The sequence below is a fragment of the Francisella hispaniensis FSC454 genome, assembly GCF_001885235.1.
In the GTDB taxonomy this organism is placed as follows: Bacteria; Pseudomonadota; Gammaproteobacteria; order Francisellales; family Francisellaceae; genus Francisella; species Francisella hispaniensis.
The window spans coordinates 1,857,673-1,879,153 of the sequence record NZ_CP018093.1 but is presented as its reverse complement, the minus strand read 5'-3'; the positions used below and the strand labels follow the sequence as shown (position 1 = coordinate 1,879,153).

Genomic DNA, 21,481 nt, shown 5'->3' with positions numbered 1-21,481 from the left:
AAATATATTAGCAGAAAAAAGCCAGTTTATTTATCATTTATAGGATAGAACTCTGCGATTTGTTTACCAAAATCAAGAGCATCTATTGTTGGTGAAGGTTGGCCAAGAGACCAAACCATAAAACCTGAGAAGTTATTGTAACTATTAAGGGCAGCGCCTTCATTGTCTCCTGTAATATATGCTGTTTGTAGCTCTTGAGGTGATACATAACTATTTTCTGCAGGAGCAAAATCATCACCAATAACTATTTTAGTCTTAGTATTATTAGCGGCTTTTAACGTATCTGCAGCTATCTTCATTGATAATGTTGGAGCCTCGTTTGGCCAGCCTGGAGCATTACGGTTATTATAGTTTTGTATTAGTAGTGCATCAAAGCAGATATTACCGCCACAAGCATTCATTGGTAGCATATCTTTGAAGATATTATATCTTCCACCAGTTGATGTCCAATATATAGAAGCAGGGATTCCTGTATCAACATATGTCTGCGGAGCAGCTGTTATAAAAAATCCTCTAGGGAACTTATCCTTCATGTTATCACTGTCAGCATATTCACGCATTTTGCCTATTAAATCCTGCATTTGATTAGTCCAGTTAGGATCAGAGCCGTTAATAGCATCACCCTCAAGGTCAAAATCAAAACCATCCATATTATTTTCAGCAAGATAATTGACAATATTTTTAGCTAATTCTGTATTATCACTTGATAATGATGGTAGCCAAGTATTATTTGCGCCACCTGTGGATGCTATAACTAGCCCCTCTTTAGCATGAATTCTTTTAACCGTTTCAGCAAAGTTATCTGGATTTACAGCATCAGCAAAGCCATTTACTTCATTCCCAGAAACTCTAACAAATCCTGGAACTATTACATTATAATAATCAGCGAATTGAGATAATTTATCAGCTAGCTCAGCACTTTGACCCCAAGTCCAAGTACCCCAGTATCCTACCATAGATCTCTCTGGCCAAGCGCCAGCAGGAGTGTAGTTTATACTATTACCATCTTTAAACTTACCATCAATTACAGTTAGGATATTTGCTTGATAGCTAGTATCATTATATTTGTAACCATCGGGCTTGATTGTAAATTCGCCCTTTGATGGTAGACTGATAGTATTATTGCCAGCTGTTAATTGCAGAGTGTCCTTGTAGCCGTTAGCATTTGATACTGTAGCTGTAATTGAAGCTGGATTAGTCCCTTCAGCATAACTAACATTCAAGCTAACTTGAGTAGGTTTAACGGCTTCAGCTTCAAAATTTATATTTAGATCAATATTGCTGCTATCTTTATCAATTATAATAGGATTAGGCGTTATATTTTTCGCAATATATATTTCAGAAGCATCAGAGCTTAAAACTTTTTCAGCTGAGACATCGTAACTTCCCTTGCCTAAAGTTATAGGCTCAGGATTATTTGGGTTTATAGTATATAATTCTGAACCAATTTTGATATTTAGCTTATTAATAGTTTGAGGTAAGCCTGTTGTTTTAACAGTAATATTAGCCTGTACCACAGCTTCGCATAGTTTCCAACCAGAGTCATCAGCGGGAGATGCACTAGTCCAATAGCTATCAACAAGTTCATAGATATTACCATCAAACTTAACAAAAGCTCCTTTACTATATCCTCCCCAGAATCCTCCCTCTCCATTAGGTATAAAATCTTTAACATCGCTTGGTATGCTATCACACTTTCCAGGTACTGGTGCCGGTTTAGTTTTATAAGTTAAGTTAATTGAGTTTGTATCTTTTGTCATTGCAAAAGAATCAGGTGAGATTGAGCCAGTATCTTTGCCACTTATACTAATTGTGTAGTTAATAGCTTGGGTATCAGAATATGGCAAAGTTATTTGGTTATTATTAACAGTATAAACTTTACCATTACTTGAGAATTCAATTTTTGCATCAGCTGGTAAACTATCACCAGTTAGATTTACAGAGATTGTTTTTTCAGCTACAGGTTGTGGACTAGGACCAGGGTCTTTACATCCTTCTGTCCAAGCTTCTTGCCATGCTGTACCTTTGCCAGGCTCATAAGCCCAAGCTGCTGAAGAAGAGCACCATCCTGGGATATTACATACATAGCAAGATCCAGCATTATTGACTTCTTGTCCTTGTTGATAAGTGGTTCCGGCCTTATAATCGACTGCCGCAGCATAGCTTGTAGCTCCACATGCTGTCATTAATGTAGTTAATAATAACTTTCTGTACTTCATAAACTGCCCCAGTTAATTTCTCTAATTAAATGTTATTATGATTTGTGACGGGAAGCTTACCAATAGATAAAATTAGAGTAAATTGTGGAAAATTAATAGCTGCTATCATTTTTTCATAAGAGCTTGCTTATAATTTGTAACAAGTTTATGCATATGTAGTCAATCTAAGTAAAATTAAATTCACCTAGAGAATGTAATATTATTATTAGCATCAATATCAACAACTATTTTATCTTCAGCTTTAAACTCACCATCTAGAAGTTTTAGAGCCAGAGGGTTTTCTAAGTTGTTTTGGATAGCTCGTTTAAGTGGTCTAGCACCAAATACAGGGTCAAAACCAGCATCAGCTAATTTATCCATAGCTTTAGCAGTTACTTCTAAGCCTATATTTAGATCTCTTAGACGTTTTTCTAAACGCTTAATTTGTATCTTAGCTATTTCAGTTATCATCTCTTTATTTAGAGGTTCGAAGACAATTGCATCATCAATCCTGTTTACAAATTCCGGTCTGAAGTGGCTAAGTACCATTTCCATTACAGCATCTTTGACTTTGTCATAGTCTTGACCTTGCATTTCTTGGATTCTATGTGAACCAAGATTAGAAGTCATAACTATTACAGTATTTTTAAAATCTACTGTTCTACCTTGACCATCAGTTAGTCGCCCATCATCTAATACTTGTAGCAATATGTTAAATACATCTGCATGAGCTTTTTCAACCTCATCAAGTAAGATCACAGAATAAGGTTTTCTTCTAACATGCTCTGTCAGATAACCACCTTGCTCATAACCAACATATCCTGGAGGAGCTCCGATTAGTCTAGCTACAGAATGTTTCTCCATAAACTCAGACATATCCACTCTAAGCATCGCATCTTCATCATCAAATAAGAACTCCGCTAATGCTTTTGTAAGCTCAGTTTTACCTACACCTGTTGGACCTAAGAACATAAATGAACCTATAGGTCTATTTGGATCTGATAATCCAGAACGAGATCTTCTCACAGCATTAGATACTGCTTTTATTGCTTGGTCTTGGCCAATTACTCTCTTATGTAGGAAGCTTTCCATATTTAGAAGTTTATCTTTTTCTCCTTCCATCATCTTAGATACAGGTATACCCGTAGCTTTAGAAACTACATCAGCAATTTCATTTTCTGTGACAGATGTTCTTACAAGTTTATTTTCAGAAGGTTCTGCTTCAGTATTTTCAATTTGTTTAATTTGAGCTTCAAGTTCTGGTATCTTACCGTATTGTAATTCTGCCATTTTGCTCAAATCGCCAGCTCTTTGATACTTCTCAAGCTCAAATTTGGCTTTTTCAAGTTGTTCTTTAAGTTTACTAGCCCCTTGTATTTTCAGCTTCTCAGCTTTCCAAAGCTCTTCTAGTCCTTTATACTCAGATTCTAAGCCTTTGATTTCAGTCTCTAGTATTTCTAAACGCTTCTTAGTAGCCTCATCTTTTTCTTTTTTTAGCTGCTCACGTTGCATTTTTAGTTGGATAATTCTACGGTATAAACTCTCCATTTTTTCAGGTTTAGAATCTATTTCCATACGAATTTGGCTGGCTGCTTCATCCACTAAATCAATAGCTTTATCAGGTAGTTGTCTATCTGTAATATATCTATGCGATAAAGTAGCAGCACTCACAATAGCAGAGTCCGTGATATTTACACCATGGTGCAACTCGTATCTTTCTTTCAGACCTCTAAGTATAGCAATAGTATCTTCAACAGTTGGCTCATCAACTAGCACTTTTTGGAATCTTCGCTCAAGTGCAGGATCTTTTTCAACATACTCACGATATTCATCTAAAGTTGTTGCACCAACACATTTTAGCTCACCTCTAGCTAAAGCTGGTTTAAGCATATTACCAGCATCCATTGAGCCTTCTGCTTTACCTGCTCCAACCATAGTGTGTAACTCATCTATAAATAGAATTACATTGCCTTCTTGTTTTGATAATTCTTTTAAAACAGATTTTAATCTCTCTTCAAAATCTCCTCTAAATTTAGCACCTGCTAATAATGCACCCATATCTAGAGATAGAACTTTTTTACCTTTTACACCTTCTGGGACTTCATTATTAACTATTCGTTGAGCTAAGCCTTCTACAATAGCAGTTTTACCAACACCTGGCTCACCTATAAGCACAGGGTTGTTCTTAGTTCTTCTTTGTAATACTTGTATAGTTCTACGGATCTCACTATCTCTACCAATAATAGGATCAATCTTTCCTTTTCTTGCTAGATCTGTTAGATCTACTGTGTATTTGTCTAATGCACCTTTCATATCTTCTTGATTTTGACTACTCACTTTTTCCCCTCCGCGATAATCATTGACTGCTTTTGTAAGTTTTTCTTTTGTTATACCAAACTTGTTATACAGTCCTATTAAACTTTTGTCTTCTAAAGTGGCTAATAAGAAAACTTCACTTGAAATAAACTCATCGCCATTTTTATTAGCAAGCTCTTGCATCTTATGTAATGTAGCTATCAAATCTCTAGATGGAGCTACTTGAGGATTACCTTCTCCAGATAGTACCGCAACACTATCAACGATATCATTGACAGCTTTTATAAAGTTTTGTGTATTGATGCCACAAACACTTAATATTGCTATTGCAACACTATCATTTTGTTCCAAAAGAGCTTTTAGCATGTGTGCTGATGTAAACTCAGTAGCTTTTTGCTGAAAAGCATAAGATTGAGCTTCTGCTAATGCTTCCTGTAGTTTTATTGTAAATTTATTTATATCCATTATTTCCCCCTAAGAAATAGTATCTGTTATATATTTAAGGATACTTTGCTGTTTTTCAAGTAATAAATTAAGCTTATTGGAAAAAAAATATAGATAAGTTTTAATGTGTTTTATTGGTGCTTTTAGTTTTGCATTCTTCACGAATAATAAATAGTACTTGTAGCTTGATATCAAGAGTTCTAAAATACAATCCTAAATATTCTACTAATTTATAAAATGAATATATTACAAAATACTTTTACTGGTTGGAGTAAAAGAGAAGTTCGCTGGTTAATTAGTTGTATAGTATTAACTATTCTAGCAGCATCTATCAGTGGAAGTAGTGCATTTATACTAATATTTTCTGTTATCAGTATTACAAATTTAATATTAGCAGCTAAAGGAAAAGTTTTTAATTATGTTTTAGGGCTTATAGCAGCAGTTATGTACGCTGTAATCTCATATCAAAACCAAGTTTATGGTCAATTACTTCTTGCGGTACTTTTTTTGTGTCCAATACAGTTTTATGGTTGGTATAACTGGACTAGACCCAAAAACACAACTAAAGAAAAACATATAAAAATCAAAAAATTAACGAGATTACAGTTTATAAGTATTTTGGCTTTTATAGCTGTGGTATCGACTATATATGGATACTTTGTTTTACATCTATATTTTGGTCAAAATGTGGGGTTGGTTGCAGATGCTATTGTTGAAGTTACTTCAATTATAGCTTTTATACTTACAGTATTGTTATTTAAAGAGTTTTGGATACTGTGGTTAGCTGTAGATGTTTTGACAATTTCAATTTGGGTTGATGGAATTTTGGACTCAGCAATTACCATTGCGATTATTCCTGTTATCATTACAAAAGTTGTAGCATTAATAAATGCTATATATGGTTATAGTAGTTGGAGAAAAATTTATAAACTTCAAAAAACAGCTTAGAAAATCTTTTTAATCAGCTGGAGTAACTTTTTGTATATGTATACTAGTTTGATAAAATATAGTTACAAAACTCTCAAAAGGAGCTAATATGTCAATTATAAAAATGACAAAGAAAGAGAAAAAGAATACCGTTCCAGTGCATTTAGAAGTTGATAAAAGTGTACTTGATGAAATTCTTGAGTATCTGAAATGGGCAGATATAGAAGATGAAGCTGATTTTATAGAGCAAGCTTGTAGCTATATATTCAGAATAGACAAAGACTGGAAAAAGTTTAAAAAAGACCATTTTGAAGCCACGGGAATAAAGCTTGTAGATAAAAAAGAAACCGAGCTTGACGTTGTTAATCAGATGGTTGGAGAAGGTGAAGGCATGGTTAATTTAAAGGATGATAAAAATCTAGGAAAGAAGTTACAGAAAAATCTAAAAAGGAGTGATAAGTAAACTTACTATTTTAATAAGTCTTATATTAATAAATGATAGTAGTTGCTTTTTTAATTACTTTGACAAAACTTTTTATTAGCTGAGCAGTTTTAGTTTTAAAATTGTTAAATTATTGTTCTTTGTGCCAAAAATGTAAATATAGTTATCTTTTACACTTAGGGTGTATGATTTTTTTATATTTGGAATATTTTTTATTACAGCGACTTGTTTTAAGTCATATGGGTTTGTTATATCAACTATGCTTAGTGCTCCAGTATTTTCTTGTTCAAGAGGTAAAAAAGCATAATTGCCACTGATTCGAACCCGGTTGGCTTTAGCTGACTCTGCTGAGCATGTATGACTTAGTTCTTTAATATTTTTTGGATCAGTAATATCAAAACTAGCTAGTCCGCCACATTTATTACCCCAAAGAGCCATAAATAATATATTAGTATTTTTTGTAGTACTAGGACACATTTGCAGATAGTATGGTTCTGTTAAGGTTTTGGTATGCTTAATATCTTTGGGATCAGTAATATCAAGTACCTCAACAGAATTACTAAAAAATCCTCCAACTATAGCATATATATGTTTGTTGTATTTTTTAATATAAATAGCTTCTGTACCTTTAACAGTGTTTACTGAATTTATTAACTTTGGTTTATTATTTGTTATTTCAATTATTACTAGCTTATTCGTAAGAGCAGATGTTGCCGCAACGTATATTTTTTTATTTTGAGTATATACTTTATTGTGCAGTAATGAAAATTCACCACTAAATCCAGGAACATTATAACTTTTGATAAGATTGATATGACTAGGATCTGAGACATCTAATAAGTATAAAAAACCATTTCTACCTACAACAACTAAGGTATCATTAATTAAGTCTTGCCCTTCAACATCACTCATTATTTTTTTCTCAGGCTACCAATGATCTAAAATCTTAGGATCAGAAGGGTTACTAATATCAAGAGATGTAACTCCACCTCCACGCATTGTTAAAAACATTACATTAGGGTATTTTTTGTATATTCTTGATATGACCACATAATTGAAGTTTTTATTATCATGTATGGTTTTTACTATACTATAGTCGTTAAATATATTTTGTGCATTTGACCTACTACAGATAAAAATAAAGACTAGAGCTAAAAATATAATTTTTTTCATATTATTTTAGTTTTTGATTTCATATCTTTAATAAAGCTACTAAGTTGTATAAGCATTTTATTTTTGTCAGAGATATTATTTTGAATTATTTTCACTATTGCAGAACCAGAGATAGCACCGGCAGCACCAGCTTTAATAGCTTGTTGTACCTGTTCAGGTTTAGAGATACCAAACCCTAAAACTGGTTTAGGAGCTTTATATTCTCTAAGTTTAGCCAATACATCCTCGACGGGCATATTTGCTGCAGTTTCTGTTCCTGTTACCCCAACCCTCGATAGTAAATATGTATAACCACTACCAAGTTCAGAAATTTGCTTAAGAGTAGCCTCATTAGCATCAGGTGGAGCTATAAATATTTGTGCTATACCAACTTTTTTAGCAATATCACGAAACTCTTTAGATTCATGAGTTGGTACATCAGCAATAAGTATAGAATCAACACCTGCATCTAAACATTTTTGATAAAAATTCTCTATACCATTTGCATAGACTAAATTAGCATAAAGTAGTAATCCAATAGGAATATGAGGGTATTTAGCTCTTATTTTTGTGAGGATATCAAAACAATCTTTAGGAGTTACTCCACTCTCCAGAGCGCGAATATTTGCCTCTTGAATTGTTGGTCCATCTGCCAATGGATCAGAAAAAGGTATACCTAGTTCAAGAGCATCAGCACCAGAGTTAACTAGAGTATCGATAATCTCGAAGGATAGTTCCTTATTAGGATCACCAATTGTTACAAAAGGTATAAAAGCACCTTCATTTTTTTTCTCTAAACTTGCAAAAAGGGTTGTATATCTATCCATTATTAAATCTCTCCCTTTTCTTTTAAAATATCATGTACTGTAAAAATATCTTTATCACCACGTCCAGATAAATTAACAACCAAAAGTTGCTCTTTATCAGGATTGTCGTAAGCAAGTTTAAGAGCATGTGCTAGAGCGTGAGATGATTCTAGAGCTGGGATAATTCCTTCTTTTTTACAAAGTAATTTAAAAGCATCTAACGCTTCATCATCTGTGGCAGATGCATATTCAGCACGACCTATTGCTAATAAATGAGCGTGTTGAGGTCCAACAGATGGGAAATCTAGACCAGCTGATATTGAATATGACTCTTCAATTTGTCCATCAGAATTTTGCATTAGTGGTGCTTTCATACCGAAAAATATACCAGTTTTACCGTGCTTAAGTGGAGCTCCATGCTCACCTGTTTCGATACCTTTACCAGCCGGTTCTATACCTATAAGCTTGACATTTTTTTCATCAATAAAGTCAGCAAACATACCGATAGCATTAGAGCCGCCACCAACACAGGCGATCACAGCATCAGGTAATCTACCTTCTTTAGCAAGGATTTGTTGTTTGGTTTCTTCACCAATCATTCTTTGAAATTCTCTAACAATTGTCGGAAAGGGGTGAGGTCCTGCTGCAGTTCCTAGTAGATAGTGAGCCTTGCTATAGTTTGCTGACCAATCTCTTAGAGCTTCATTACAAGCATCTTTAAGTGTTGCTGATCCACTATGCACAGGTATGACTTCAGCACCCATTAATCTCATTCTAAAAACGTTAGGGCTTTGTCGCTCAACATCTTTAGCTCCCATATATACTCTACATTTTAGATCTAGTAATGCACAAGCTAAAGCAGTAGCAACACCATGCTGACCAGCTCCAGTTTCTGCAATTATCTCTTTTTTGCCCATTCTCTTGGCTAGTAGAGCTTGACCAAGTACTTGGTTAGTTTTGTGAGCGCCACCATGTAGTAGATCCTCGCGTTTTAGGTATAGCTTGGTTTTTGTGTTTTTGACTATATTTCTAGTTTTTGTAAGAGCAGTAGGGCGACCTGCATACTCTTGCAAAAGCTCTTTAAATTCTTGCTTAAAAGATTCATCTGTTTGTGCTTTTATAAATTCTTGCTCGAGTTGATCAAGAGCTGGGACAAGTATTTGTGGTACGAATTGACCACCATACTCACCAAAATAAGCATTTAGTTTTGACATTTAAATACTGTGATTAAATTTTAATGCTTATATTATCGCTAATATTTACCCTAAAGGCTAGAGCTTGTCCTTTCAAAAACTTTATAGTTACTTTTTATGACATAATTATATGTATAATAGCTTTATTTAATGATGGATATTATTAAATATGAAAATAAATAAACTACTAGTATCTGGTGGGATTCATGGAAATGAGTATACAGGGATTTATATTGTTAAGCGTATGAAAGAATACCCACTAAAAACTAAGTCCATAGAAGTTATACCCTTATTAGCAAATCCAGAAGCTTTTAGGCTAAGCAAAAGATATAAAGATAAAGATTTAAATCGTTGTTTCTCTACTGAAGATTTACAAAACACTTCATTGAGTAGTTATGAGAACCAAAGAGCAAGAGAAATTAACAAATTATATGGTACAAAATCAGACTCTCCGATTGATTTTTTAGTTGACTTACACACAACTACTTCAAACCTTGGTAAGACTATTATTACTGATGGCAAGAATCCATTCGTTAATAGGCTATGCGCGTATTTAGTAGAGCAAGTAGATGGTCTTAGAGTTATTAAGCATGAAAGCATTACTAGTGTAACAATGAATAATATTGCTCCAATGTCTTTAACTATAGAAATAGGCGCTGTTAATACGAGTGTTTATGATCCTAATGCAATTGATATAACTACAGAGATTATTAATGAAATAATAAAGTTTATTGAGTTATCAAATAGTGATAATATACCTGAAGTCAAACAATGCAAAGCGTATGAACCAATTAAAACTATTCATTACCCAAGAGATAGTGAGGGTAATATCAACGCGGTAATTCATAAAAACCTTCATGGTAAAGATTTCCAGGCTATTAGTTTCAATGATTCTATTTTTGAACTAATGGATGGAAGTGATAAATTACTAGATATTGCGGAAGAATGGTATCCTATATTTATAAATGAATCCGCATATTATGAAAAAGATATTGCATTTTATTTAGCAAAAGAAGTAGATTTTTATGCCGGTGATTAAGAGTAAAGTTTAAAGTTTGTAGATGGCGGAAAATTTTTTTTCTAAATAATCAATATAGTATTTGGCATTTAAATGTTCACCACACATATTATAGATAATTTCATCAGCAGACTTTAGGCTACCAAATTGGTGTATATGCTTAGTTAAGAAGCTTAGTATAAGTTCTAGTTTATTTTCTCTAATAGCATTATTTACATCAAAATCTTTATTCATATAGTGAAAAATCTGTGAAGCATAGGCACTACCGAGAGCATATGTTGGGAAGTAACCAAATAACCCAGCTGACCAATGCACATCTTGTAATATTCCATCAGAGAAATTATTCGGACTAATACCCAAGTATTTTTGATATTTATCATTCCATAGCTTTGGTAACTCTCTAACATCAATATCTTTCTCAAAAATTTCTTTTTCTATCTCAAAGCGTACTAATATATGTAGAGAATATGTTAATTCATCTGCTTCTACGCGGATTAAGCTAGGACTAACTTTGTTGATGGCTTTATAAAACTCCTCTTCATTAGTACTAGCTAAGTTTTCTCTAAATAAGTTTTGTAGCTCTATATAATTTCTATCCCAAAAAGCTTTATTTTTACCAACTAGATTTTCATAAAATCTTGATTGTGATTCATGTATGCCCAAGCTAACTCCTGTACCTAGAATAGTATCGTAAATATTATCGCTAATATTTTGCTCATACATTGCATGACCAGTTTCATGAATAGTACTAAATAATGAAGATGTAAAAAGATCTTCGATGTAGCGTGTTGTCATTCTGACATCATACTTATTGAAGTTCAAAGTAAATGGATGAGCACTCTCTTTTAGAATACCGCTATCAAAGTTAAATCCTAGTTGTTTGGCTATTTTGTGAGAATACTCTTTTTGCTTATCAATATTATATGGTTTATCAATGCAGCTAGTATCAACTTGAGTAGAGCTTTTTATTTTTGCTAATAGAGGGACAATTTTTTCTTTTAGACTCTCAAAAAAAGGCTCTAGTTTTGCAACAGTCATACTTTCTTCATAATCATCAAGCAGTACATCATAAGGATGTTCGTTATAGCCAATTCTTTTTATATACTTTTTTTGATACTTTATAATTTCTTCTAAATATGGAGCAAATGCTTCAAAGTCATTATCTTTACGAGCTTTTGTCCAAATATTTTGAGCTTGTGATAGTAACTTATTGTATGTAACATACTCATCTTTAGGTATTTTAATTAGCCTATCTTTTTGCTTTGTTGTTAGATATACAATTCTTTTGTTAATCTCATCAAGCGCGGATAAGTTGTTATTTAAGTACTTTAAGCAGCTAGTTATTTCTTCACTATTAGTTATTTCATAAACTTTTTCGCTGAAAAATCCAATAACTTCAGATGTAGTATTGATTGAGTTTTTGGGCGCCTGTGTTTCTAAGTCCCAGTGCATTAGAGAAATTGCGTGATTATATTTCTTCTTTTGAGATAGTTTGTCCTGAAGTATTTGGAGTTGGCTTTTGATTTCGCTCATTTTTTTCCTTTGCTTGCTGCTTTCTTTCATTAGAAATAGTACGTCTTAATAGAGTATCATATATTGGTTTTTGATGATGAATATATGTCAGCATAGATGCGCTAAAGCAAGTTATCATAAGAGGAAGTAAAAGATGGAAATTCCAAGTCATTTCCATTACTAGCACAATACCAGTCAATGGTGCGCCTACCGTTGCAGTAAATAAAGCACTCATTCCAGCAACAGCAAAAACACCTGCATCAATATTATATTGAGGAAATAGTTGAGCTATGCATAGGCCATAAGCAAGACCAAAAACAGTACCTAGAGCAATCATCGGTGCAAATATACCACCTGTAACACCCGTCCCATATGAGAAAATAACCCCAGCAAAACGAAGTACAAAAAGTACTAAAAGCATCTTGATTGATAAATTATAATCAAGAGTATTTGCTATGACGATATAGCCACCACCAACAGCATTTGGTGATATGATCACGCCAATACCAAAAATTACACAAACAGTTATGACTAAAGTCCAGTATCTTTTTCTTGAGCCTTCTGAGAAAAAGTTTGCCACTTTGATTAATGATTTGTTGAATAGTAAGCCAAAATAGCCAAATATAATTCCCAAAACCATAAATAACCAAAGAGTATTTTGTGGTACTGCGCTGAAAGTTTCTACGCGTATTGCTGGTGGATTACCCATAATGGCTCTAGAGATAACTGTACTCATAATACATGCCACTAGCACACACTTTATTGCCGAAACACTAAATCTAAACTTTCTATTCATCTCTTCAATAACAAAGATAATGCCAGAAAGTGGGGTATTAAAAGCAGCTGCTAGCCCAGCCCCGGCACCAGCAGAGATAACAGCATTAGCATATTTTGTAGTAAGTTTAAATTTATCAACAAAAAATTGTGCTAATGCTGCAGCCATATGAATTGATGGCCCCTCTTTACCTAAACTTAAACCTGAGCCTAATGAAAAAAGTCCACTTATAAACTTCACAGGCATAACTCTTTTACGTATCTTACGACAGCCTTTTAAAGCACCTTCAACCTCCTGGATACCACTACCGCCAGCTTCTTTCGCAAATTTTCTAACGATAAAAATCGAAATTAATACCATTACAATAGTTAATGATATTGACATGCTTATCTCAATAAAAATATTACCACCACTGAGAGAAAAAAAGGCATGCTTAATTTTAAAAATAAAGTCTAAAAGTAGCTGAAAAGCTGTCGCTAAAAGACCAATCATAGTACCTATAACAGCACCAGAGAGTACTAGCACCCAAATGTGTCTATTATTCTTATAGTATGTATCTAATACCTTATTACTCATTGTAAATATAAGGTTGGCTTGCAAGTTAACACAAATTATACATTTTTGAAAGTTTTTAAAAAGAAAAAGTTAACCAAAGTTCGAGAAATATTACTTAGGTGATATTTTTTTGTTATTGAGTTTGCTAAATCAGCGGATTTTTTCTCATCGCCAAGCACGCCGATACGAATTTTTATCTCTGTAGAGCGACTATTAATATTGCTTAAGTCTATACTAATACTTTCATCTTTTTGTAAAGCTTTAATTGTAGCTGATTTAGTATTAAAGGTTTGACTTATTAGTTTATTTCGACTATCCATTTGTATAGTCTTGATTGTAGCATTGTACACACTTCTAATATCCCTAGGGACTTCGATTATATAGTTACCATTTATATAATATACTGTGCCACCAGCAACTACAGCTGTACCAATTAGAACAGCGGCAACAACACAGCTATTAAGAGAAATTGCAATTATTATTGATATTATAATTAGGTAAAGTTTTTTTCTGTACATTTTTAAGAAGCTTTATGTACAGCTGCTTGGATCTGATCCATTAATGTTGATGACATTGCTTGATCGCCGAAAGTACCAAATTTGATTGTCACCTTAGTAGCCTGATCTGTCAATCTTTCAATTTTGACGCTAAAACTCGTGCTATCAATCTTAGTAGCACCTTCAATATCGGCATTTTGCTTTGTTTGATCAAGATCTTTTGATACTAGAACAAAGTCATTATTGTCATTAATAGCCTTAAGAGTGGCTTTATAGACAGCTTTATAGTTGCCTTCTATATTCATAGAATAATTTCCATCAATGTAGGCAACTGTGCCACCACCAACAGCTATTGCTGCAACAATACAACTATTCAGGATTAACGCCGAAATAGAAATTGTAGCGGCAAATAAAGCTTTCTTTAGAAAAGTCATTATAGTAATTACCTATTTAATTAAACATTCTTTTGGATTTGATCCATTAATGTTGCTGACATTGCTTGATCACCAAAAGTACCAAACTTAATTGTAACTTTTGAAGCATTATCAGTAAGTTTTTCTATTTTAACATAAAAACTTGTTGAGTCTACTTTAGTGCTACCATTAACAACTGCATCGACAGAAGTAATAGATTTTTTAGTAATAACAAAATCATCATTGCTTTGAACAGCTTTTAAAGTGGCATTATAAATATCTTTGACACTACCGCTCATATTCATTGAATACTCACCAGAAATATATGCGGCAGTTCCACCACCTACAGCTGCACCAACAAGTAACCAACAACTACTTAAAGATAAAACAGAAGCTCCTAATAATACCGCGATTAATACTTTTCTTAATTTCATATTTTTTTTATCCTCGTTTTATATTACAGTAATAACACAATCGATATTATACTTGCTTTTAAGTTAAGTCAATTACTTATTTGATATAAATCTTTGAATACGTTGAAGAAAATTAAAGAAGCTTACTAAACCTTTGTATGTTAATTATTTGTGATACAGCAAAAAGTATTTTAATCAGCTAATTTTTACCTAAAATATTTGCTTGATATAGATTGATAATAGATTACTTGAGTAATATATTGTTAACTTTGCTAACGAGAAATTAGCATATTAAAGGCTATGGTTTTAATATACTAAGTTCAAAGTTATTATTAATCTTTATACATGGTTTTTTATTGGTAGGATAAATATGATTCACGTTCTTGATTTTTGTACTATGGTTATTAATCTTTTGTGTACTTTTTTGTTGGCAGGACTTTATGTTATTGGTTGGCCTGTAGGTATAGTTGGCTTGATTATGAGTGCGGTATTATTTTCTATAAGTGGCTTATATGCTGATGCTATGTTACAGATAATTCTTTTATTTAGCTTTGGATATGGTTGGTATAGTTGGCAGCCTAATTTTAGTCACAAAAAGATAGTTGTTCATAGACTTAAAATCATTGGTTGGTTAAAAGTTCTAGTAAGTATTGGGGTGTTTGGCTTGGTGGTTGCACAATTACTAATATACTATACAGACTCAACAACTCCTTATATGGATGGTTTTACAAGTGTGGCATCACTTGTTTGCGTTTTTTTAGCAAGCAGAAAAATAATAGATAACTGGATGATATGGATGGTTGTTGATTCTACTTATGTACTGTTATATATGTATAAAGATTTACCATTTGCTGCTATTACTACATTTATATATCTAATTGTGGCAATATACGGCTATATTCATTGGAAAAAATTAATGTACAAATAGATGATACTAGATGCACACGTTCATACAGATAAATACTCATTAGAGGATTTAAGTAAAGTAGCTATAGAGTGTCGAACTTATAATATAAAGCTCTTATCTGTTGCAATGTGTGTCCCTTCGTATATTTCTATAAAAGCCCTAAGCGATAAGTATGATTTTATTATTCCATCATTTGGCATTCATCCATGGAAGGCAGATATATATGCACAAGATTTAATATCTTTAGATAAATACTTGTTTGAGAGTAAATATATAGGAGAGATTGGTTTAGATAAGAAATTTTTGGATTATGCTGCCTCATTTAGAGATCAGCAGCAAGTATTTGAATATATAGTCTCACACAGAGCCGTAGATAATAAATTACTAAATTTACATACAAGTGAAGCAGAGCTAGAGGTTTTGCAAATTTTAGAAAGATATAAGCGCCATAGGTTTATTGTCCACTGGTATGCAGGAGATCTTGAAGTATTGGACAAATATTTAGCACTAGGTGGCCATTTCTCAATTGGTGTTGAGATTCTATTTAGCGAACATATTAGAGAGATAACTAGACGAATACCTTTGGAGAGGATTTTGACTGAGACAGATAATCCTTCATCATATTCATGGCTTTTGGGTAAAGAGCAAAATGATGGCATGCCAGCTTTATTATTTAAGGTGATTGATAAAATATGTGAAGTTAAGCAAATTCCTAAAGATATTTTTTTAAAAATCTTAGAGGAGAATCAAAAAAATATTTTACTTTAGCTAAATCTTGATTTGCTTAGTTATTTTTTTTGATAGATACTTTTAGTTATAATGTCTAAAAGTTATAGGTGTATCATGCCATTGTATCCAGAAATAGAACCATTTAATCAAGAGTTTTTAAAAGTTTCAGATATTCATACAATATATTTTGAAGAGTGCGGAAACCCTAATGGAAAGCCTGCTGTATTTATTCATGGTGGTCCAGGAGGCGGTATTCAACCAAGTTATAGGCAGTACTTCAACCCAGATAAATATCGTGTAATATTAGTAGATCAGCGAGGCTGTGGTAAAAGTACGCCATTTGCTGAGCTTAAAGAAAATACAACGCAAGACTTAATTCAAGATTTTGAAAAAATTCGTAAAAAATTGAATATTGATAAGTGGATGATTTTTGGAGGATCTTGGGGTAGTACTCTAGGGTTGGCTTATGCTCAAGCCTATCCAGAGGTTGTAACAGAGCTTGTTCTTAGAGGTATATTTCTTGGGCGAGAAAAGGAGTTATCATGGTTGTACCAGCATGGTGCTAGTATGGTATTTCCTGATATGTGGGAGAAATATATAGAACCTATTCCAGTAGAGCAGAGAAAAGATTTTATATCAGCATATCATTCAATACTTACAGGTGATGATGAAAAGCTTAAACAACAAGCTGCTATAGCTTGGAGTGTTTGGGAGGCATCAACAAGTAAATTATTCATAGATAAGAAATCTATAGATAGGTATGCAGAGGATAAGTTTAGTTTAGCCTTTGCAAGGATTGAATGTCATTATTTTAAAAACAAATTATTTATACAAGAGGCTCAGTTATTGAAAGAAGCTTATAAAATTAAGGATATCCCTGGTGTGATAGTGCAAGGTCGTTATGATATGGTTTGCCCAGCAGTAAGTGCTTGGGATTTGCATAAAGTATGGCCAAAGGCAGAGCTAGATATTATCGCAGATGCTGGCCACTCTATCAGCGAACCAGGAATTCTAGAGGCTTTAGTCAGAGCAACAGATAAATTTGCAGATTAATATTAGCAGTATAGTTTCTCATTTCTAATTTATTTAATTAGGCAATCAATACCGCCAAGGCTATCAGGTAATAAGCACAGCAGTATTCTATCATGTATTATAAAAATTAATTTTTTGCTATAAAAAACTTTTATTCAATATTATTGGGATGTTAGACTCAGTTCCAACACTTAATTAAAAGTGTAATTAAAGAGGTGCATTGGTTATATCTCTAGTGTTAGGTGCATAAACCCCTGTGATCACTAGGATAGATAGAACTAATGCCGAAAGATTATCCAAGTTTATGATTGGTAGTCTTGGTTCTGATATTGAAAGGTAGCAGAACTGTCATGTCGTTTAGAAAAATGTATCGACGTGGAGTGCTTTAGTTTGTGTATGTATTTCTCAAATTTTATGTTCTCTCGTCTGATATATAGCTATTAGATAGGAGAGCTAATATGTCAGAAACAATTGTTGCTAAATTTGGTGGTACAAGTGTAGCAAATCAAGAAAGTATTAGAAAATGCGCTAATATAGTTAATTCAGATAATAGAATAAAATTAGTAGTTGTAAGTGCTCAGTCAGGTATCACAAATCTATTAATTCAATTAGCAAATAATAAAGATAATTCAAAAATAGAAAAAATTATAGGACAGATAGAATCTATAGTTAATCCTATATTACAATCTATTAATTCTGAAAGTGTGACTACTTCTATAAGTGATATGATTGCTGAGCTTAGGATGTTCGCAAACATGGCTGCTTATTTTAGTGGTAAGCAACTATCAGATTCTATCTTAGCTTTTGGAGAGATTATTTCATCTTTTTTAGTTGCTAGCGTTTTTAATCAAAGTGGTATAAATACTTATCATTTAGATTCAAGAAAAATCCTTAAGACAAATAGTGATTTTGGTTGTGCTAGCCCAAATTTATCAGCTTTAGAAACTAATGCTATTGAGCATATTTTACCTAAAATAGATCAAGGATATGTTTGTGTTCTTGGAGGGTTTATTGGTTCAGATGCTCATGGAAATACTACAACTTTAGGTAGAGGATGTGGCGATTATTCTGCAGCTTTATACACTCAAGCTATAAAAGCGACTCAACTAAAAATTTATACGGATGTAACGGGTATTTATCAGGCTGATCCAAGAGTTATTCCTAAGGCTAGCTCTTTGCGTACGCTAGGATTTGGCGAGGCTGCAGAGTTGGCTACTTTTGGAGCTAAGGTTGTTCATCCTAAAACTTTTTGGCCAGCAATATCCAGTAATTTTGATATTTATATTGGTTCAACTTTTCAGCCAGAGCTTGGTGGTACTTTAATTACACAAAAAATCGATTACGACAGAAACATCATAGCTGTAGCAGAAAGAAAAGCTCAAACTCTACTAACTATAAAAAGCTTTAATATGTTTGGTTCCCAAGGTTTTCTAGTAAAGGTTTTCAGTATTTTGGCTGACCATAATATTGCGGTGGACTTGGTTTCCACTAGTGAGGTAAGTGTTGCAATCACTTTAGATAAACTAGGTAGTCATTCTATGGGTGATGATTTAGTTACTACAGAGCTTTTAAAAGATCTAGAGTCTATAGGTAATGTAAATATCAAAGTTGAAAATGATTTATCTTTAGTTAGCGTAGTTGGTACTAACTTGCACCAAATAAATGGCGTTAGTGGAGAGCTTTTTAGTAGCCTTAAAGACTACAATATTAGGCTTTTTAGTCATGGCGCTAGTGAGAATAGTATATCTATGCTTGTCGCTAGTAAAGATGCTCAAAAAGTAGTTAATAATGTTTACAGTAGTTTTTTTAGCTAGAGGAGACAGCGATGAGAGTAGCTATAGTTGGTAATGGTAAGACAGGAGCTGCGGTAGCGGGACTGTTGCCACAACATGAAATATCAGGGGTATATGACTCAAAAAATGTATTAACAACAGATGCACTACAAAATGCAGATGTGGCAATAGTTTTTGTTAATGCAAAAGTATTGCAAGAACTTTTACCGATATTACTAGAGGCAAATACGCCTGTGGTTTGTGGTACAACAGGATATGACTGGGATCAGAATTTTATTAATTATATAAACCAAAACCAGAAGACTTGGGTCGTTGCTAATAATTTTAGTTTATCTATGGTGGTTGTGAGAAATATTTTGGTCTCATTGGGTCAGCTAAACCAATTACATGAAAATGCTGATTATTCAATTACAGAAAAGCATCACATACAAAAAGTTGATATTCCTAGTGGTACGGCAGTATCTTGGAGAAATTGGTTAAATATAGGAGATGTATCTATAGAGTCTATGAGGGAGGGAGACATAAAAGGACAACATCAAGTTAAGGTAAATGCACAGCATGAAACAATTGAGTTTAAACATACTGCTCATGATAGAAGCTTGTTTGCTGAAGGGGCTATATGGGCAGCAAGAGAAGTGTTTCAAAGAGGTATTACTGGATTTGTTTATTTTGATGAGCTGGTAGGAGAGAGATTATGTCTATAGATATTAATAATAGATTATATACTGCATTAGTTACCCCAATGTTTGAAGATGGTTCTATTGATTGGGTTAGCTTTGAAAATTTATTAAGAATGCAGGAATACCAAGGATGTGGGGTTTTAATACTTGGTAGTACAGGTGAGGCTTTAGCTTTAGATTTTGATGAGCAGTGTGAGGTTGTAAGATTTGTTACTGGTTTAAATCTTAATGTTCCAATTATGGTAGGAGTCGGTGGTTTTCAGTTAACTAAACAGCTTCAATGGATAGAGTTTTGCCAGACCCAAAGAGTTGATTGCTTCTTGGTTGTTACTCCACTTTATGCAAAACCTGGATCAGCTAGCCAAACTAGTTGGTTTAAGGCAGTTTTGGATAAAGCAGAAAGACCTTGTATGCTTTACAATGTTCCTTCAAGAACGGGAGTTAATTTAGCAGAAGAGGTTTTAATAAATTTAAAAGAGCATCCTAATCTTTGGGCATTAAAAGAGGCTTCTGGGGATGTAAATAGGTGTGCTCGTTATCATGATTTAGCGCCAAATTTAGTTATATATAGTGGAGAAGATGGACTATTACCAGAATTGGCAAATGTTGGTGCTAAGGGTCTTGTTTCAGTTATATCTAATATTTGGCCGGAGCAAACAAAAGAGTACGTTAGACAGAGTCTTGCTCATGAAATAACACTTGAAGATAAAGCTGTATGGGAAGCAGCAACTAGATCTTGTTTTAGCGTTGCAAATCCAATACCTGCTAAAGTATGGCTAGCACATAATGGTTTAATAACCACAAATACTTTAAGAGCTCCACTATTAGCTGATGAGCTTCAGGACTTAAGTTTATTAATAAGCGCTGATAGCTTAGTTAAAGATTGGTTTAGTCATATATAAAGAGAAAGAGGAGACAGATTTATAATGGATTGGAAAAATACTATTGAAGAGTTAGAAGCAGGAAGACTAAGAGCGGCGATACGGTTAGAAAATGGTGAGTGGATTGCAAATCAAGATGTTAAGAAAGGTATATTAGCAGCTTTTAAAGCTGGACATAATGTTGAGCTTTCAGGATCTTATTCGGGATTTGTTGATAAAGATAATTTACCAGTCAGAAATTTTAGTGTAGATGATGGTGTTAGATTAGTGCCAGGCGGTTCATCTGTTAGAGCAGGAGCTTATGTAGCACCATCTGTTATTATTATGCCTCCAGCTTATATTAATATAGGAGCATATGTTGACTCTGGGACTATGGTTGATAGTCATGCTTTGGTTGGATCATGTGCTCAGATTGGTAAGAATGTACATTTATCGGCAGGAGTTCAAATAGGCGGTGTTTTAGAGCCGATAGGGATGAATCCCGTGGTTATTGAGGATGATGTGTTTGTTGGCGCGGGTGCTGTGATTATAGAAGGTATAGTTGTAGGAAAAGGTGCTGTTATAGCGCCATCTGTTGTTTTATCAAAAGGCGTAGCTGTTTATGATGCTGTGAATGATAAGGTTTTACCAAAAGGCTCAAAAATTCCAGAAAATGCAGTAATTATTCCAGGGAGTAGACCAATTAGGACTAGTTGGGCTCAAGAAAATGGTCTTCAAGCTTATTGCCCAATCATTATTAAATACAGAGATGAAAAAAGTGACGCTTCATTAACTTTAGAGGAAATATTAAGGTAGTTT

Annotated in this window: 20 protein-coding genes, 1 pseudogene and 1 riboswitch; of the genes and pseudogenes, 10 read left to right on the top strand and 11 right to left on the bottom strand. The window is 33.4% G+C overall.

Annotated features, from left to right (window positions below; genetic code table 11):
• Positions 1-26: 26 nt before the first annotated feature.
• On the bottom strand, positions 27-2,219 hold the full coding sequence (locus tag FSC454_RS09170) for a glycosyl hydrolase family 18 protein (protein ID WP_066046643.1): 2,193 nt from the start codon (positions 2,217-2,219) through the stop codon (positions 27-29).
• Between the two features lie 180 nt (positions 2,220-2,399).
• The gene (gene clpB / locus FSC454_RS09165; protein ID WP_066046641.1) at positions 2,400-4,979 is read right to left on the bottom strand and encodes an ATP-dependent chaperone ClpB; all 2,580 of its coding nucleotides are present in this window, start codon (positions 4,977-4,979) and stop codon (positions 2,400-2,402) included.
• Positions 4,980-5,195: 216 nt separating this feature from the next.
• Between clpB and pnuC (FSC454_RS09160) the strand changes: the two genes are divergently transcribed.
• Together pnuC (FSC454_RS09160) and FSC454_RS09155 are read left to right on the top strand one after the other, a co-directional pair.
• Positions 5,196-5,906, top strand: a complete 711-nt coding sequence (gene pnuC, locus FSC454_RS09160) for a nicotinamide riboside transporter PnuC (protein ID WP_066046639.1) — start codon at positions 5,196-5,198, stop codon at positions 5,904-5,906.
• Between the two features lie 88 nt (positions 5,907-5,994).
• Complete coding sequence (locus tag FSC454_RS09155) at positions 5,995-6,348, top strand: hypothetical protein (RefSeq protein ID WP_014549085.1); 354 nt, start codon at positions 5,995-5,997, stop codon at positions 6,346-6,348.
• A gap of 75 nt (positions 6,349-6,423) precedes the next feature.
• Here FSC454_RS09155 and FSC454_RS09150 read toward each other — a convergent pair whose 3' ends face one another.
• From FSC454_RS09150 to trpB, 4 genes are read right to left on the bottom strand one after another with little or no spacing between them, the layout of a single operon-like run.
• Entirely contained in the window at positions 6,424-7,239 is an 816-nt protein-coding gene (locus FSC454_RS09150; RefSeq protein ID WP_066046638.1) for an LVIVD repeat-containing protein, read from the bottom strand.
• Positions 7,240-7,254: 15 nt separating this feature from the next.
• Positions 7,255-7,500, bottom strand: coding sequence for a hypothetical protein (locus tag FSC454_RS09145; protein WP_066046636.1), 246 nt, complete (start codon positions 7,498-7,500; stop codon positions 7,255-7,257).
• Positions 7,497-8,309, bottom strand: a complete 813-nt coding sequence (trpA, locus tag FSC454_RS09140; RefSeq protein WP_156470909.1) for a tryptophan synthase subunit alpha — start codon at positions 8,307-8,309, stop codon at positions 7,497-7,499. Before trpA ends, FSC454_RS09145 begins: the two co-directional genes overlap by 4 nt.
• The gene (gene trpB / locus FSC454_RS09135) at positions 8,309-9,499 is read right to left on the bottom strand and encodes a tryptophan synthase subunit beta (RefSeq protein ID WP_066046632.1); all 1,191 of its coding nucleotides are present in this window, start codon (positions 9,497-9,499) and stop codon (positions 8,309-8,311) included. Before trpB ends, trpA begins: the two co-directional genes overlap by 1 nt.
• Before the next feature lie 148 nt (positions 9,500-9,647).
• Between trpB and FSC454_RS09130 the strand changes: the two genes are divergently transcribed.
• Positions 9,648-10,517 carry an aspartoacylase gene (locus FSC454_RS09130; protein ID WP_066046630.1) on the top strand — a complete coding sequence of 290 codons (870 nt, stop codon included), beginning with the start codon at positions 9,648-9,650 and terminating at the stop codon, positions 10,515-10,517.
• A gap of 9 nt (positions 10,518-10,526) precedes the next feature.
• Here FSC454_RS09130 and FSC454_RS09125 read toward each other — a convergent pair whose 3' ends face one another.
• The 5 genes and pseudogenes from FSC454_RS09125 to FSC454_RS09105 form a co-directional block, all read right to left on the bottom strand.
• Complete coding sequence (locus FSC454_RS09125; RefSeq protein ID WP_066046628.1) at positions 10,527-12,029, bottom strand: carboxypeptidase M32; 1,503 nt, start codon at positions 12,027-12,029, stop codon at positions 10,527-10,529.
• Positions 11,965-13,359: a H(+)/Cl(-) exchange transporter ClcA gene (clcA, locus tag FSC454_RS09120; RefSeq protein ID WP_066046626.1), complete on the bottom strand. Its 1,395-nt coding sequence runs from the start codon at positions 13,357-13,359 to the stop codon at positions 11,965-11,967. The genes FSC454_RS09125 and clcA overlap by 65 nt, the downstream gene beginning before the upstream one ends.
• A gap of 107 nt (positions 13,360-13,466) precedes the next feature.
• Positions 13,467-13,856, bottom strand: a pseudogene (locus tag FSC454_RS09115) (DUF3568 family protein); the annotation flags it as partial.
• A gap of 2 nt (positions 13,857-13,858) precedes the next feature.
• Positions 13,859-14,269 carry a DUF3568 domain-containing protein gene (locus FSC454_RS09110; RefSeq protein ID WP_066046621.1) on the bottom strand — a complete coding sequence of 137 codons (411 nt, stop codon included), beginning with the start codon at positions 14,267-14,269 and terminating at the stop codon, positions 13,859-13,861.
• A gap of 20 nt (positions 14,270-14,289) precedes the next feature.
• Positions 14,290-14,682 (bottom strand): DUF3568 domain-containing protein, encoded by a 393-nt coding sequence (locus FSC454_RS09105; RefSeq protein WP_066046618.1) that lies wholly within the window; start codon positions 14,680-14,682, stop codon positions 14,290-14,292.
• A 349-nt stretch (positions 14,683-15,031) separates the two neighbouring features.
• Between FSC454_RS09105 and pnuC (FSC454_RS09100) the strand changes: the two genes are divergently transcribed.
• The 7 genes from pnuC (FSC454_RS09100) to FSC454_RS09070 all read left to right on the top strand — a co-directional run bounded on the left by pnuC (FSC454_RS09100) (position 15,032) and on the right by FSC454_RS09070 (position 21,478).
• On the top strand, positions 15,032-15,589 hold the full coding sequence (gene pnuC, locus FSC454_RS09100; RefSeq protein WP_066046614.1) for a nicotinamide riboside transporter PnuC: 558 nt from the start codon (positions 15,032-15,034) through the stop codon (positions 15,587-15,589).
• Positions 15,590-16,336, top strand: a complete 747-nt coding sequence (locus FSC454_RS09095) for a TatD family hydrolase (RefSeq protein ID WP_066046612.1) — start codon at positions 15,590-15,592, stop codon at positions 16,334-16,336. It abuts the gene before it with no gap.
• A gap of 75 nt (positions 16,337-16,411) precedes the next feature.
• A complete protein-coding gene (gene pip, locus FSC454_RS09090; protein WP_066046610.1) occupies positions 16,412-17,350 on the top strand; it encodes a prolyl aminopeptidase in 939 nt (312 codons plus the stop codon).
• A gap of 181 nt (positions 17,351-17,531) precedes the next feature.
• A riboswitch (Lysine riboswitch) is annotated at positions 17,532-17,723 on the top strand.
• 64 nt (positions 17,724-17,787) lie between these two features.
• Complete coding sequence (lysC, locus tag FSC454_RS09085; RefSeq protein ID WP_066046608.1) at positions 17,788-19,143, top strand: lysine-sensitive aspartokinase 3; 1,356 nt, start codon at positions 17,788-17,790, stop codon at positions 19,141-19,143.
• A gap of 11 nt (positions 19,144-19,154) precedes the next feature.
• Positions 19,155-19,826 carry a 4-hydroxy-tetrahydrodipicolinate reductase gene (locus FSC454_RS09080; RefSeq protein WP_066046606.1) on the top strand — a complete coding sequence of 224 codons (672 nt, stop codon included), beginning with the start codon at positions 19,155-19,157 and terminating at the stop codon, positions 19,824-19,826.
• Positions 19,817-20,704 carry a 4-hydroxy-tetrahydrodipicolinate synthase gene (gene dapA / locus FSC454_RS09075; protein ID WP_066046604.1) on the top strand — a complete coding sequence of 296 codons (888 nt, stop codon included), beginning with the start codon at positions 19,817-19,819 and terminating at the stop codon, positions 20,702-20,704. The genes FSC454_RS09080 and dapA overlap by 10 nt, the downstream gene beginning before the upstream one ends.
• Before the next feature lie 24 nt (positions 20,705-20,728).
• Positions 20,729-21,478: a 2,3,4,5-tetrahydropyridine-2,6-dicarboxylate N-succinyltransferase gene (locus tag FSC454_RS09070; RefSeq protein WP_066046603.1), complete on the top strand. Its 750-nt coding sequence runs from the start codon at positions 20,729-20,731 to the stop codon at positions 21,476-21,478.
• Positions 21,479-21,481 lie beyond the last annotated feature (3 nt).